Below are 12827 nucleotides of genomic sequence, written 5' to 3' on the forward strand. Positions count from 1 at the left end.
CATGGGATCCTCGGTCGTCAAACGGGTCAGCCGCAAGGGGCGTCGGCGCAACCAGCCGATGTCCGAGATCAACGTCACGCCCTTCGTCAACGTGATGCTGGTGCTGCTGGTCATCTTCATGGTCGCCGCCCCGCTGATGACCGCGGGCGTGCCACTGAACCTGCCGCAGACTGCAGCAAACGCCGTCCCGACCGAGCAGGAGGAACCGCTGGTCATCTCGATCCCCGCCGAGGGACAGATGCTGGTCATGGACCAGCCGGTCGAGGATGATCAGGTCGTGTCCGCGCTGAGAACCGCGCTGGCGGATCGTCAGTCGGGCCGGGTCTTCCTGCGCGCCGACGGGGCCATTCCCTATTCGCGCGTCGTTCAAATCATGGGTGCGCTGAACGCCGCGGGCATCACCGACATCGTGCTGGTCACCGAGGCCGGCGGCCCACGGATGGACGGCTAGGCCATGGATGATCGTGAAAGCCGCACCGGCTATTGGGTTTCGGGGGTCGCGCATGGGGTGCTGATCCTCTGGGCCATCGTGGGCGGTGCGCTGTTCCGCCCGCAGCCCAGCACGCCGGTCCGCTCGACCCAGGTGTCAACGATCAGCGGCTCCGATTTCGAAAAGCTGGCGGCGGCGTCACGCGGAGCGGGTCCCGTGGGCGCTGATGCGTCCGCGGTTGCCAACCAGTCCGAACAGCAGGTCGATGCCAATGGCACCGCCCGCCCGGTGGACGCGCAACCGCCGCAGCCCGCCGAAGCCACACCGCTGGCGACGCCGGATGCCTCCGAGGCGGTCCCCGACCTGAGTGATTTCCAGGCCGCCGATCCGGTCGAGGTGGCGACCGATCTGCCCACCGCCACCGCTGATCAGCCGGATGAGGCGGCGCCGCGTATTCCCTCCGCACCTTCGGCCCCGGCACCAGTGGCGCAACCCAGCCAGCCGGTTGCCGCCGCGCCGGACGTGGTTGCGACGCCCGTGGCACCGCGTTCGGCGCTGGCGCTGGACGCCTCGCCCCGTCCGCAGGATCGTCCGGCGGGGCTGGTTCAGGAATTCAACCGCCGCCAGGCCGCTGCCGAAGCGGCCCGCGCTGCCGAACAACGCGCCGCCACCGAACGCGCCGCCGAGGTCGAGGCCGCACGCGTGGCCCAACAGCAGGCCGCCAGCCAAGAGGCGGCGCGTCAGGCCGAGGCCGCCGAAGAACAGGCCGCTGCCGAGCGTCGAGAAGCAGTAGCCGAGGCCGAAGCCGCGCAGGAGGCGGCGGATCGCCGTGCCGCCGAAGCGGCAGAACAGGCCGTAGAAGAACAACGCGCCGCCGAGGTTGCCCGCCAGACGGAAGCCCGTGAAGCAGAAGCCCGCCGTGCCGCCGAGGCGGAACGCGAAGAGGCCGAGCGTCAGGCCGCTGAAGCGGAACGTGCGGCGGAAGAGCGTCAGGCCGAGGAACGTCGCGCCGCCGAGGCGGAAGCCGAGCGCGAGGCCGAGCGCCGCACCGCAGCCGAGCGTGAAGAAGCCGCCCGCCAAGCAGAAGCCGCCCGCGAAGCAGAAGCTGAGCGCCAGGCTGAAGCAGAACGCGAGGCTGAAGCCGAACGTCGTGCCGAGGCGGAACGCGAAGCTGAAGCTGAACGTCAGGCAGAGGCCGCGCGCGCAGCCGAGGCCGAGCGTCAGGCCGAAGCTGAACGCCAAGCCGCCGCAGACCGACAGGCAGAAGCCGCCCGTCAAGCACAAGCCGCCCGTCAAGCAGAGGCAGAGCGTCGAGCTGTGGCAGAGCGGGAAGCCGCTGCAGACCGTCAGGCCGAGGCCGACCGGCAGGCGCTGGAGGATGCGCTGCGCGAGGCGCAGGAAGGCGCTTCGGGCATTCAGGGGCAAGACAGCGCCTCAACCGGGGATGCCTTTGGCGGCGATCGCCAATCGATCGAGGGCGGCAGCGGCGCGTCGGCAGGGCAGGACCCGCTGGCGGCGGCATTGGCCGGGGCCATGGCCGGGAATGGCGCGGGCGACGGTGAAAACGATGCCTCGGGTCCGCCGCGCGACCTGATGCAGCTGGTGCCCGTCGTTCCCGAAGACCGCGACGGTCAGGATGGTGCGAATGCCGCGCCCTTGGGCCAGCCGATGTCATTTGCCGAACGTGAAGGTCTGCGGTTCGCCATCCAGAACTGCTGGAACGTCGGCGCGCTGTCGGTGGAGGCGTCGCGGATGACGGTCTCGGTCGGGTTCAGCTTGACGCCGCAGGGCGTGCCAGACCAGAACAGCCTGCGCATCGTGGATTACAATGGTGGTTCGGAAACCGGCGCCCAGCAGGCCTTCGAGGTCGCGCGCCGTGCCATCCTGATGTGCGGGAGGGCAGGTTTCGACCTGCCAGCGTCCAAATACGGGCGCTGGCGTGATGTCGTGGTCGATTTCCGCCCCGACGGCGTTGAATTTTAAGTATAACAGGGATCGAAGGCGGCCTTTCGCTTTTGCCCGACCCAAGGTAATGAGGACGTCATGTTCCGCAAGCTTATCCTCGCTACGGCCCTGCTGATGGCCCTGTCGGTTTCGACCGGCATGATCGGCACCGCGGCCCATGCGCAGGACACCCCCCTGCGTATCGAGATCACCGATGGCGTGATCGAGCCGATGGCCATCGCCATCCCGTCCTTCCACGGGTCCGCCGACATGGCCGCGAAAGTGCGCGGTGTCGTGGCCGACGATCTGACCGGCACAGGCCTGTTCCGAGAGATCCCGGCCGAAAGCCATGTCGCAAAACCTGCCAGCTTTGCCGAAGCCGTCAGCTATGAGGATTGGCGCGCGATCAATGCGCAGGCCATGGTCTCGGCCGAGGTGACGCAGAACGGCGACAACATTAGCGTGCGGTTCCGGCTGTATGATGTGATCTCTGGGCAGCCGCAGGGCGACGGGATGCAGTTCGACGCCCGCGCGGCCGATTGGCGCCGTGCGGCACATAAGATCGCCGATCAGGTCTATGTGCGACTGACGGGGGAAAAGCCCTATTTCGACAGCCGCGTGGCCTTTGTTCAGGAAACCGGACCCAAGAACGCCCGTATCAAGCGGATCGGCGTCATGGATTACGACGGCGCGAACATCCTGTGGATGACCGACAGTTCGTCGCTGGTGCTGGCACCCAAGTTCTCCGCCGACGGTCGCAAGCTGCTGTACACCAGCTATGACAGTGGCTTTCCGCAAATCCAGCTGATGGATGTGGCGACGGTGACGTCGCGGCCGCTGACGATCGACCAGGGTTCGATGGCCTTTGCGCCTTCGTTCAGCCCGGATGGCCGTTGGGTCGCCTATTCGCATGAAAACGGCGGCAATACCGACATCTGGCTGATGGATGTGGCCACCGGCGCGCAGCGTCCGCTGACCACCGCGCCCTCGATCGAGACCTCGCCCAGCTTCAGCCCCGACGGCAAGCGCATCGTTTTCGAAAGCGACCGTTCGGGGACGCCGCAGCTGTACATCATGCCGCTGGAGGGCGGGGAACCGACCCGCATCAGCTTTGCCGATGGTCGCTATGGCGCGCCGGTCTGGTCCCCCAAAGGTGACATGATCGCCTTCACCAAACAGTTGGGCAGCACCTTCCATATTGGGGTGATGCGCACGGACGGGTCTTCGGAAAAGATGCTGACGCAGTCCTTCCTGGACGAAGGGCCGACCTGGGCCCCCAACGGTCGCGTCGTGATGTTCACGCGCGTCACCCCCGGGGGAAATGGTCAGCCGAGGTTGCATTCCGTGGACATCACGGGGCGGAACATGCGACCGATGAACCTGGATTTTGCCGCCTCGGACCCGTCCTGGGGCCCCCTGATGCCATGAGGATGACATGATGAACATCGCTACGAAGACCGCATTGACGGGGTGCCTGCTGGCCTTGGCAGCCTGCGCCCAGCCAGCGCCGCCTGTGGCGCCGCCCGTGGTCGACCCCTATTCCACCGTCGGAGGGGGCGCGGTGTTCCAGGGCAATCTGAACGGCGGCACGCTTGGGTCGCAATCCACCGCCCAGTATTTCCAAGGGACCGTGGGCGACACCGTGCTGTTCCCAGTCGATCAGACCACGCTGACCCCCGATGCGCGTGCCGTTTTGGCGCGTCAGGCCGAATGGCTGGGGCAGAACGGCAATTTCACCGCCATCGTGCAGGGCCATGCCGAAGAAACCGGCACCCGTGAATACAACCTGGCACTGGGGGCGCGACGTGCCAGTGCCGTACAGGAATATCTGGTGGCCCAAGGTGTCGAGCCGGGTCGGATCCGGACGCTGTCCTTTGGCAAGGAGCGCCCGGCCGAGACATGTTCGGACGAAGGCTGCTATGCCAAAAACCGCCGTGCGGTGACCGTGGTCAACGACAACGGGGCCGGGGCATGATCAGACGGGCTGCGCTTTCGATGATGCTGGCGGTGACGTCGGCGGGCGCGGCCTCGGCTGCGCCCGATGCCGCCACGCTGGCCGATCTGCGCGGTCAGTTGTCGGACCTGCGCGGCCAGTTGCAATCGCTGCGCTCGGAGCTGCGGGCTTCGGGGGCGGCGGGCTATCAGGCGGCGGGCGGGGCGACGGCGATCGACCGGATGGACGCCATGGAAAGCCAGTTGATGCAGCTGACCAACCAGGCCGAGCGGTTGCAGAACCACGTCAACGGCACGGCCCACGACATGGACCGCCAACTGTCCGATCTGGAATTCCGGCTGTGTGAGGTCGACGACGCCTGCGATCTGTCCAGCCTCACGACGACCGTTCCCCAGACGGGTGGCAATCCCGAACTGGCCCCGGCCGCGCCTGCGCCCTCGGATCAGGGGGCGCCCGCCGTGACCCGCAGTGAACAGGCCGATTTCGATGCCGCCCGCGAGGCTTTGGACAAGGGCGATCATGCGCGCGCCGCGCAGATGTTCGCGGATGTCGCCCAGACCCATGCCGGTGGCCCGCTGACCGCTGAAGCGTTGTTCCTGCGCGGACAGGCGCTGCAATCGGCAGGTCAGCCCCGTGACGCCGCCGCCGCGTGGCTGGAAGGTTTCGCCGCCGATCCTGACGGTCCGCGTGCCGGTGAAAGCCTGTTGGGCATCGCCACCGTGATCGCGGGGCAAGGCGACGCGACCGCCGCCTGCCTGTATCTGGCCGAGATACCCGCCCGTTTCCCCGGCACGCCCCAAGCCGCCACTGCCGAACAGCGCGTGGTCGAACTGGGCTGCGGCGTCAATGATCTGGGCGCGCTGGACCCGCTGTTGGACCCCACGCTGGACCCCGAGGCTGCTGCGGATATGGCCGAATACCAGTGACCCCCCGATGACCGATCCCGCCGCCACGATCCGCGCCGCGCTTGACAGGCTGGCGGGTGACCTGCCTGCGCTTGGGCTGGCGGTCTCGGGCGGGGGGACTCGGTCGCGATGATGCATGTCGCCGCGGATTGGGCCAAGGGGCGCAGGCTGATGGTGGCGACCGTCGATCACGGTCTGCGCGACGGCAGCGCCGCCGAGGCGCAATCCGTCGCCCGTGCCGCCCGCGCGCTGAACCTGCCGCATGTCGTCCTGCTGTGGCGTCGCGAAACCGAGACCGGAAATCTGATGGCGCAGGCCCGCGATGCGCGGCTGAGATTGCTGTCGGGATGGGCGCATCGCAACGCGCTGCCTGCCGTGGCGCTTGGCCATACCGCCGACGACGTGGCCGAGACGCTGGTCATGCGCCTTGCGCGCGGGTCGGGCATCGACGGGTTGGCGGCGATGGCACCTTGGCGCGATGCCTTCGATATGCGCTGGCTGCGCCCGCTGCTGGGGGCGGGCCGTGACGAGTTGCGCGACTGGTTGCGTCTGCATGGCCACGGCTGGATCGATGATCCCAGTAACGACAACACCGATTTCGACCGGGTGCGCGTTCGCCAGGCCATCGGCGCGCTTGGTCTGGACATTGCGGGACTGGCGCGATCTGCCGAACATATCGCCAGTGCGCGCGATGCCCTGTCGGATTTTGCGCTGATGATCGCCCGCGACGCGCAGTTTGACCGAGGCAGCCTGTCCTTGCCTTTGTCGGACCTGCGTGAAGCACCGCCCGAAATTCGCCGCCGCATTCTGGTCGCGGGGTGCCGGTGGGTGACAGGGGCCGATTACCCGCCGCGCCGGGCCACGCTCATCCACGCGCTGGAGGCGATGATGGCGCAGGGGCGGGTGACCCTGGACGGCGTGATGCTGTCACCCGCGGCAGGCCGCCTGCGCCTGACGCGCGAGGCTGCGTCGGCGGGTCGTGCCGATGCGGCGACCAATGATCAGACCTGGGACCGTCGCTGGCGGATCACGGGTCTGCAGGCGGGGCAGCATGTCGCGATGCTGGGCACAGATCCGCTGCCGAAACTGGGCTGGCGTGATTCGGGTTTGCAACGCGATGAAGCCGCCGCAAGTCCCGCAATCTGGGAAAACGACCGTCTGATCGCTGCGCCGCTGCTGCGCAAGGTGCCCGGGATCACGGTTTCACCCCTCAGGGGCGCGGCAGATTTCCGCAGTCTGGTGAAGGCGCATTGAACCTGTCGCGATAATCCCTATTTTCAATTCAAACCGCATTCCGCCGGAGGACCCGTTTTGGGCAACGCACGAAATTTCGCCTTCTGGGTGGTTCTGTTCCTGATGGTTCTGGCCCTGTTCAATCTGTTCAGCGACGGCTCGACCGCCATGAATGGCCGCCAGATCAGCTATTCCGACTTCATCCAGCGTGTTCAGAACGAACAGGTGTCGAACGTCACCATCGATGGTGAGGATGTCGCCCTGACAGGCGCGGACGGACAGGAATACACCACCGTGCGCCCGATGGGCGAAGAGATCACCGACAAGCTGATCGCGCAGGGCATCGATGTCCGCGTGGTCAAGCAGCAAAGCTCGGGGTTGATGTCGCTGATCGGCGTCTGGCTGCCCTTCATCCTGCTGATCGGGGTGTGGATCTTCTTCATGAACCGCATGCAGGGCGGCGGTAAGGGCGGCGCGATGGGCTTTGGCAAATCCAAGGCCAAGCTGCTGACCGAAAAGCACGGCCGCGTGACCTTCGACGATGTGGCTGGCATCGACGAAGCCAAGGAAGAGCTGGAAGAGATCGTCGAATTCCTGCGCAACCCGCAGAAATTCAGCCGCCTTGGTGGCAAGATCCCGAAAGGCGCGCTGCTGGTCGGCCCTCCGGGCACCGGTAAGACGCTGCTGGCGCGTGCGATTGCGGGCGAAGCCGGCGTGCCGTTCTTCACCATCTCGGGGTCTGACTTTGTGGAAATGTTCGTGGGTGTCGGTGCAAGCCGCGTCCGTGACATGTTCGAGCAGGCCAAGAAATCTTCGCCCTGCATCCTGTTCATCGACGAAATCGACGCTGTGGGCCGTGCCCGTGGAGTCGGCATCGGCGGCGGCAATGATGAACGCGAACAGACGCTGAACCAGCTGCTGGTCGAGATGGACGGTTTCGAGGCCAATGAAGGCATCATCATCATCGCCGCGACCAACCGTAAGGACGTTCTGGACCCCGCGCTGCTGCGCCCGGGCCGCTTCGACCGTCAGATCCACGTGCCGAACCCGGACATCAAGGGTCGCGAAAAGATCCTATCGGTGCATGCGCGCAAGGTTCCGGTCGGTCCCGACGTCGACCTGCGCCTGATCGCCCGTGGCACGCCCGGTTTCTCGGGTGCCGATCTGATGAACCTTGTGAACGAAGCCGCGCTGACCGCTGCGCGCATCGGTCGCCGTTTTGTCAGCATGGCGGACTTCGAAAGCGCCAAGGACAAGGTCATGCTGGGTGTCGAACGCCGCAGCATGGTCCTGACGCCGGAACAGAAGGAAAAGACTGCCTATCACGAAGCCGGCCACGCCATTGTCGGCCTGTCGATGCCGAAATGTGATCCGGTCTATAAGGCCACGATCATTCCGCGTGGCGGAGCCTTGGGCATGGTCGTCAGCCTGCCTGAAATGGACCGGCTGAACTTCCACAAGGATGAGGCTAAGCAAAAGATCATCATGACCATGGCCGGCAAGGCCGCCGAAATCATCAAATACGGTGAGGAAGGCGTCTCGAACGGACCTGCGGGCGATATCCAGCAGGCCAGCGCGTTGGCGCGTGCGATGGTCATGCGGTGGGGCATGTCCGACAAGGTCGGTGCCGTGGACTATGCCGAGGCGCATGAGGGCTATTCCGGCAGCACCGGCGGCTTCTCGGTTTCGGCGGCGACGAAAGAGCTGATCGAGCAGGAAGTGCGCGAGCTGATCGAAAGCGGCTATCAGGAAGCCTATCGCATCCTGGTCGAGAAAGAGGTCGAATTCGAGCGTCTGGCCAAGGGCTTGCTGGAATACGAGACCCTGACCGGCGAGGAGATCGGCAAGATCGTCCGCGGCGATTCGCTGGACGACAATGATGACGACACGCCTGCGACCAAGATCCCTTCGGTGACGGCGGTGCCTAAGACCGGCCCGACACCGGGCGGCGATCCGGCACCCGCATAAGTTGGAAAATTGAAAAACCCCCCGATCCGGACAGGATCGGGGGGCTTTTTCATGCCGTCAGGCAAGAACGGGTTCGATGGCCAGAGTATTGCTGGTGGCGTGGGAATAGGGGCAGACGTGATGTGCGCCCTTGATCAGCGCTTCGGCTTGCGCGCGGTCCATGCCCGGCATCGCCACGATGATCTGGACATCCAGCCCAAAACCGTTGTCCTCGCGCGGGCCGATCCCGACCGAAACCTTGACCGAGGTCGAGGCCGGGACCTTGACCTTTTGCGACGCTGCAAAATGGTGCAACGCGCCCATAAAGCAGGAAGAATATCCCATTGCGAACAGCTTTTCAGGGTTCATGCCCTGATCCGAAGCACCACCCAATTCTTTGGGGACCGTCAGGTCGAAATCGGCGCTGCCATCATCAACTTGGGTATGGCCATCGCGACCACCACCGGTGGCAGTTGCCGAGGTGCTGTACAGAACATTGGTGAGCATGATTAACCTTTCGCAATAAACAATAGCGCGCTATATATTGCCGGACCAGGTAAAGCAAGTCTTGCGATCCTATCGCGCGCAAACTAAGTGAACCTACATGACACAGAACGACGATACGCCGCTGGACCGCATGCTCTGTTTTGACGTCTATGCCGTCAACTTGGCCTTTGGGCGTATCTACAAGCCGTTGCTTGAACCTCTGGGCCTGACCTATTCGCAATATCTGGTGCTGATGTCCCTCTGGGGGCAGGATGACCGAACGGTGGGCCAATTGGGTGCGGGGCTGGGGCTGGACAGCAGCACGCTGACGCCATTGATCAAACGCATCGAGGCTGCAGGGCTGGTCACGCGCAATCGCGATCCGCAGGACGAACGGCGGGTGATCGTCACGCTGACCGATCAGGGACGGGCCTTGCAAACGCATGCGGCCCATATCCGGTCCTGCGTGAGAGAAGAAACCGGTATGTCGGTCGAGGAACTGCTGCAGTTGCAGGCGATGATCCGCAAGCTGCGCAGCTCGATCGCATCGCAGGACCCGCAATAGGGCGCAGGCTCTTGCAATTCGCGGCGCAAGGGTGCAATGGGTCGCCATCATGACACCGACCGATGACATCCCGGATATGCCCGCCCTGCGCTTGGAAATCGATGCGCTGGATGGCGAATTGATGGCGCTGCTGGCCCGCCGCCACGCGCTGATCGACCGCGCGGCCCGCATCAAGTCCGGCAACGGCTGGCCCGCCCGCATCCCCGCAAGGGTCGAGCAGGTGGTGGCCAACATCCGCGCCCATGCCCTCCGGCACGGGCTGGACCCCGATCTCTATGACCGGCTGTGGCGCGACCTGATCGAGGCCGCCATCGCGCAGGAAGAACGTCACTTGCACAAGGATCGCCCATGACCGCCCAGATCATCGACGGTAAGGCCTTTGCCGCCAGCCTTCGCACGCGCATCGCAGCCGAGGTCGCCCGCATGGCCGAACAGGGCATCACGCCCGGTCTGGCCGTGGTTCTGGTGGGCGAAGATCCGGCAAGCCAAGTCTATGTCCGGTCGAAGGGTCGGATGACGAAAGAGGTCGGCATGGCCTCGTTCGAACACAAGCTGCCGGTCGATACGCCGCAGGACGATCTGCTGGCGCTGGTGGAACGGCTGAATGCCGATCCGGCGGTGAACGGCATCCTGGTGCAGCTGCCGCTGCCCGATCACATGGATGAGGCCGCGGTCATCAACGCCATTACGCCCGACAAGGACGTGGACGGCTTCCACATCCTGAACGTCGGGCGTCTGGCGACGGGTCAGAAGGCGATGGTGCCCTGTACGCCGCTTGGCTGCCTGATGATGCTGCGCGACCAGCTTGGATCGTTGTCGGGCAAGAATGCCGTGGTCATCGGACGCAGCAATATCGTCGGCAAGCCGATGGCACAGCTGCTGCTGCGCGACAGCGCCACGGTGACCATCGCGCATTCGCGGACCGCCGATCTGCCGGGGCTGTGCCGCCAAGCCGATATCGTGGTGGCGGCCGTCGGTCGTGCGGGCTTCGTCAAGGGCGATTGGATCAAACCGGGTGCGACGGTGATCGACGTCGGCATCAACCGCACCGAGGATGGCCTGGTCGGCGATGTCGATCAAGCGTCAGTGGAAAAGGTGGCGGGTGCCATGACGCCCGTGCCCGGTGGCGTGGGACCCATGACCATCGCCTGCCTGCTGGCGAACACCCTGACCGCCACTGCGCGCGCCAACGGTCTGTCCGACCCCGAGGGCCTGACCCCCTAAGGCTGCGCGGCCATTCGCGCGGCCAGACGCATCGCATGGGTCGGCTGGTCTGACGCCACCGGCAGCACAGGATCATAGGCCGCGCGGATCAGCGCGGCCATTTGCACATCTGCGGTAAAATCCGTGGCAAAGGTCAGCGCCGATTGCATCATCACACGCTCGGCCAGCATGGCAGGATGGGCGTCCGCCAGCGGGCCGGACATGTTCAGAAAGATCATGCAGGCCCGGATGGCGCCACCGTCATCATACCGGAACAGCCGGTACTGGGTCAACTGACTGCCCGACAGTCGCTGCGGCAGGTCGTCGATGCCGGTCAGATGTGCCAGATCGGGGATGTCCGACAGCTCATCCCAGTTGCGCAGGAAGAAAACCATCAGGTTGGCGCCCATCTCGGGGTCGGTTTCGACGACAGGATGGCCGGCATGGGTGAAGCCCGCCTTGATCGCGCCACGGAAGATGTCCAGCGTTTCATCCGCCAGACCGAAGATCACCGGTGCGACGGGGCGGCCCCAACGCGCGCAGAGAAACCCTTGGTTGGCCTGCGTGAACAGTGTCTCGATCCGGTCGGCAGTCATGGGGGTGTCAGCAGGCATGCGGGGGTCGTGTCCTTTGCGATCCGGGTCGGTGGCTGCACCGGTCGAAACCGGTGCAGGGCGTATTCATGCGACGATCGTCGCCTGTGTTGCAGCGCGCAGGTCGTCTTCGGAGACGCCATCGGCCAGTTCGACGATCTTCAACCCACCCGGGACCACGTCCAAGACGCCGAGGTTGGTGATGATCCGGTTGACGACGCCCTTGCCGGTCAGCGGCAGTGTGCATTCGTGCAGGATCTTGCTGTCGCCGGCCTTGTTGGTGTGGTCCATGACCACGATCACGCGACCCACGCCCGCGACCAGATCCATCGCTCCGCCCATGCCCTTGATCAGCTTGCCGGGGATCATCCAGTTGGCCAGATCGCCGTTTTCGGCAACCTCCATCGCGCCAAGGATGGCGGCGGCGATCTTGCCGCCACGGATCATGCCGAAGCTGGTCGCGCTGTCGAAATAGCTGGTGCGGTCCAGTTCGGTGATGGTCTGCTTGCCGGCGTTGATCAGATCGGGGTCCTCTTCGCCCTCGTACGGGAAGGGGCCCATGCCCAGCATGCCGTTTTCAGACTGCAGGGTGATGTCCTTGTCGCCCACGTAATTGGCCACCAGCGTCGGAATGCCGATGCCGAGGTTGACGTACCAGCCGTCCTCCAGCTCCTGCGCCGCGCGGGCGGCCATCTGGTTGCGGTCCCAGCCCTTGGGTGCCTCGGTCATCACGCGTCCTCCTTCTTGCGGGTGGTGCGCTGCTCGATGCGCTTTTCGTGGCTGCCCTGCACGATGCGGTGGACATAAATGCCCGGCAGGTGGATCTGGTCGGGGTCCAGGCTGCCGCGCGGGACGATCTCCTCGACCTCGGCCACGCAGATCTTGCCACACATGGCGGCGGGCGGGTTGAAGTTGCGGGCCGTCTTGCGGAAGACCAGATTGCCGGTGTCGTCGGCTTTCCACGCCTTCACGATTGACAGGTCGGCGACGATGCCGCGTTCCAGGATGTAGTCCTGACCGTCGAAGGTTTTCACCTCCTTGCCCTCGGCGATCATCGTGCCGACGCCGGTCTTGGTATAGAAGCCCGCGATGCCGCTGCCGCCCGCGCGCATGCGTTCGGCCAGCGTGCCTTGGGGGTTGAACTCCAGTTCCAGCTCCTTCGACAGATACTGGCGCATGAATTCGGCGTTCTCGCCGACATAGCTGCTGATCATCTTGCGGATCTGGCGGGTCTGCAACAGGATCCCCAGCCCGAAGTCGTCGATGCCGCAGTTGTTGCTGGCGATGGTCAGATCCTTCGTTCCCGCATCGCGGATCGCATCGATCAGCAGTTCCGGAATGCCGCAGAGCCCGAAGCCCCCCGCCGCGATGAACATCCCGTCATGCAAGACACCCTCAAGCGCCTCGGACGCCGTCCCGTAAACCTTCTTCATCAGCCCTCCCCCCAAGTTTGGTGATCTGGTCCGGTTTGTCGCGCGTGCCCCTGCAAGTGTCAATTGCGCCGCAATGCGACAGCGCCGCCGCATGGGAATGCGACGGCGCTGATGGCGGAGTTGTGGGGGGCTGA

14 protein-coding genes are annotated in these 12827 nt (G+C 65.1%); 10 read left to right on the plus strand and 4 right to left on the minus strand.

Annotation, left to right across the window (positions count from 1 at the left end):
• Window position 1 precedes the first annotated feature (1 nt).
• The 7 genes from SJY40_RS02170 (at window position 2) to ftsH (ending at window position 8434) form a co-directional block, all read left to right on the plus strand.
• The gene (locus SJY40_RS02170; protein WP_378942201.1) at window positions 2-451 is read left to right on the plus strand and encodes an ExbD/TolR family protein; all 450 of its coding nucleotides are present in this window, start codon (window positions 2-4) and stop codon (window positions 449-451) included.
• Window positions 452-454: 3 nt separating this feature from the next.
• On the plus strand, window positions 455-2413 hold the full coding sequence (locus tag SJY40_RS02175) for a hypothetical protein (RefSeq protein WP_378942203.1): 1959 nt from the start codon (window positions 455-457) through the stop codon (window positions 2411-2413).
• A gap of 60 nt (window positions 2414-2473) precedes the next feature.
• Window positions 2474-3802, plus strand: coding sequence for a Tol-Pal system beta propeller repeat protein TolB (gene tolB, locus SJY40_RS02180; RefSeq protein ID WP_378942206.1), 1329 nt, complete (start codon window positions 2474-2476; stop codon window positions 3800-3802).
• 10 nt (window positions 3803-3812) lie between these two features.
• Entirely contained in the window at window positions 3813-4349 is a 537-nt protein-coding gene (pal, locus tag SJY40_RS02185; protein WP_378942208.1) for a peptidoglycan-associated lipoprotein Pal, read from the plus strand.
• On the plus strand, window positions 4346-5254 hold the full coding sequence (locus tag SJY40_RS02190; protein WP_378942211.1) for a tol-pal system protein: 909 nt from the start codon (window positions 4346-4348) through the stop codon (window positions 5252-5254). Before pal ends, SJY40_RS02190 begins: the two co-directional genes overlap by 4 nt.
• A gap of 108 nt (window positions 5255-5362) precedes the next feature.
• Window positions 5363-6487, plus strand: coding sequence for a tRNA lysidine(34) synthetase TilS (tilS, locus tag SJY40_RS02195; protein ID WP_378942213.1), 1125 nt, complete (start codon window positions 5363-5365; stop codon window positions 6485-6487).
• Between the two features lie 57 nt (window positions 6488-6544).
• Window positions 6545-8434, plus strand: a complete 1890-nt coding sequence (ftsH, locus tag SJY40_RS02200; RefSeq protein WP_378942216.1) for an ATP-dependent zinc metalloprotease FtsH — start codon at window positions 6545-6547, stop codon at window positions 8432-8434.
• Between the two features lie 57 nt (window positions 8435-8491).
• Here the strand turns inward: ftsH and SJY40_RS02205 are convergent, their stop codons facing one another.
• Window positions 8492-8920 (minus strand): organic hydroperoxide resistance protein, encoded by a 429-nt coding sequence (locus SJY40_RS02205; protein WP_378942219.1) that lies wholly within the window; start codon window positions 8918-8920, stop codon window positions 8492-8494.
• A 97-nt stretch (window positions 8921-9017) separates the two neighbouring features.
• On the opposite strand from SJY40_RS02205, the gene SJY40_RS02210 reads away from it, so the two are divergent.
• The 3 genes from SJY40_RS02210 to folD are packed head-to-tail and all read left to right on the plus strand — an operon-like array spanning window position 9018 to window position 10688.
• Window positions 9018-9464, plus strand: coding sequence for a MarR family winged helix-turn-helix transcriptional regulator (locus tag SJY40_RS02210; RefSeq protein ID WP_378942221.1), 447 nt, complete (start codon window positions 9018-9020; stop codon window positions 9462-9464).
• Between the two features lie 49 nt (window positions 9465-9513).
• Window positions 9514-9816 carry a chorismate mutase gene (locus SJY40_RS02215; protein ID WP_378942223.1) on the plus strand — a complete coding sequence of 101 codons (303 nt, stop codon included), beginning with the start codon at window positions 9514-9516 and terminating at the stop codon, window positions 9814-9816.
• Window positions 9813-10688 carry a bifunctional methylenetetrahydrofolate dehydrogenase/methenyltetrahydrofolate cyclohydrolase FolD gene (folD, locus tag SJY40_RS02220; protein WP_378942225.1) on the plus strand — a complete coding sequence of 292 codons (876 nt, stop codon included), beginning with the start codon at window positions 9813-9815 and terminating at the stop codon, window positions 10686-10688. Before SJY40_RS02215 ends, folD begins: the two co-directional genes overlap by 4 nt.
• Here the strand turns inward: folD and SJY40_RS02225 are convergent.
• The 3 genes from SJY40_RS02225 to SJY40_RS02235 all read right to left on the minus strand — a co-directional run bounded on the left by SJY40_RS02225 (window position 10685) and on the right by SJY40_RS02235 (window position 12693).
• Window positions 10685-11281: a hypothetical protein gene (locus tag SJY40_RS02225; protein WP_378942227.1), complete on the minus strand. Its 597-nt coding sequence runs from the start codon at window positions 11279-11281 to the stop codon at window positions 10685-10687. The genes folD and SJY40_RS02225 overlap by 4 nt on opposite strands.
• A gap of 66 nt (window positions 11282-11347) precedes the next feature.
• Window positions 11348-11989 (minus strand): CoA transferase subunit B, encoded by a 642-nt coding sequence (locus SJY40_RS02230; protein ID WP_378942230.1) that lies wholly within the window; start codon window positions 11987-11989, stop codon window positions 11348-11350.
• On the minus strand, window positions 11989-12693 hold the full coding sequence (locus SJY40_RS02235) for a CoA transferase subunit A (protein WP_378942232.1): 705 nt from the start codon (window positions 12691-12693) through the stop codon (window positions 11989-11991). The genes SJY40_RS02230 and SJY40_RS02235 overlap by 1 nt, the downstream gene beginning before the upstream one ends.
• Window positions 12694-12827: the final 134 nt, after the last annotated feature.

It is taken from the genome of Paracoccus sp. R86501, assembly GCF_042466435.1.
Lineage (GTDB): Bacteria > Pseudomonadota > Alphaproteobacteria > Rhodobacterales > Rhodobacteraceae > Paracoccus.

Bases quoted from the DNA above. Each gene is read 5' to 3' on its own strand.
- tolB (WP_378942206.1), top strand. From the start codon at position 2,474: ATGTTCCGCAAGCTTATCCTCGCTACGGCCCTGCTGATGGCCCTGTCG.
- SJY40_RS02230 (WP_378942230.1), bottom strand. From the start codon at position 11,989: ATGACCGAGGCACCCAAGGGCTGGGACCGCAACCAGATGGCCGCCCGC.
- SJY40_RS02205 (WP_378942219.1), bottom strand. From the start codon at position 8,920: ATGCTCACCAATGTTCTGTACAGCACCTCGGCAACTGCCACCGGTGGT.
- SJY40_RS02190 (WP_378942211.1), top strand. From the start codon at position 4,346: ATGATCAGACGGGCTGCGCTTTCGATGATGCTGGCGGTGACGTCGGCG.
- SJY40_RS02215 (WP_378942223.1), top strand. From the start codon at position 9,514: ATGACACCGACCGATGACATCCCGGATATGCCCGCCCTGCGCTTGGAA.
- folD (WP_378942225.1), top strand. From the start codon at position 9,813: ATGACCGCCCAGATCATCGACGGTAAGGCCTTTGCCGCCAGCCTTCGC.
- pal (WP_378942208.1), top strand. From the start codon at position 3,813: ATGAACATCGCTACGAAGACCGCATTGACGGGGTGCCTGCTGGCCTTG.
- SJY40_RS02225 (WP_378942227.1), bottom strand. From the start codon at position 11,281: ATGCCTGCTGACACCCCCATGACTGCCGACCGGATCGAGACACTGTTC.
- SJY40_RS02175 (WP_378942203.1), top strand. From the start codon at position 455: ATGGATGATCGTGAAAGCCGCACCGGCTATTGGGTTTCGGGGGTCGCG.
- SJY40_RS02170 (WP_378942201.1), top strand. From the start codon at position 2: ATGGGATCCTCGGTCGTCAAACGGGTCAGCCGCAAGGGGCGTCGGCGC.
- tilS (WP_378942213.1), top strand. From the start codon at position 5,363: ATGATGCATGTCGCCGCGGATTGGGCCAAGGGGCGCAGGCTGATGGTG.
- SJY40_RS02210 (WP_378942221.1), top strand. From the start codon at position 9,018: ATGACACAGAACGACGATACGCCGCTGGACCGCATGCTCTGTTTTGAC.
- SJY40_RS02235 (WP_378942232.1), bottom strand. From the start codon at position 12,693: ATGAAGAAGGTTTACGGGACGGCGTCCGAGGCGCTTGAGGGTGTCTTG.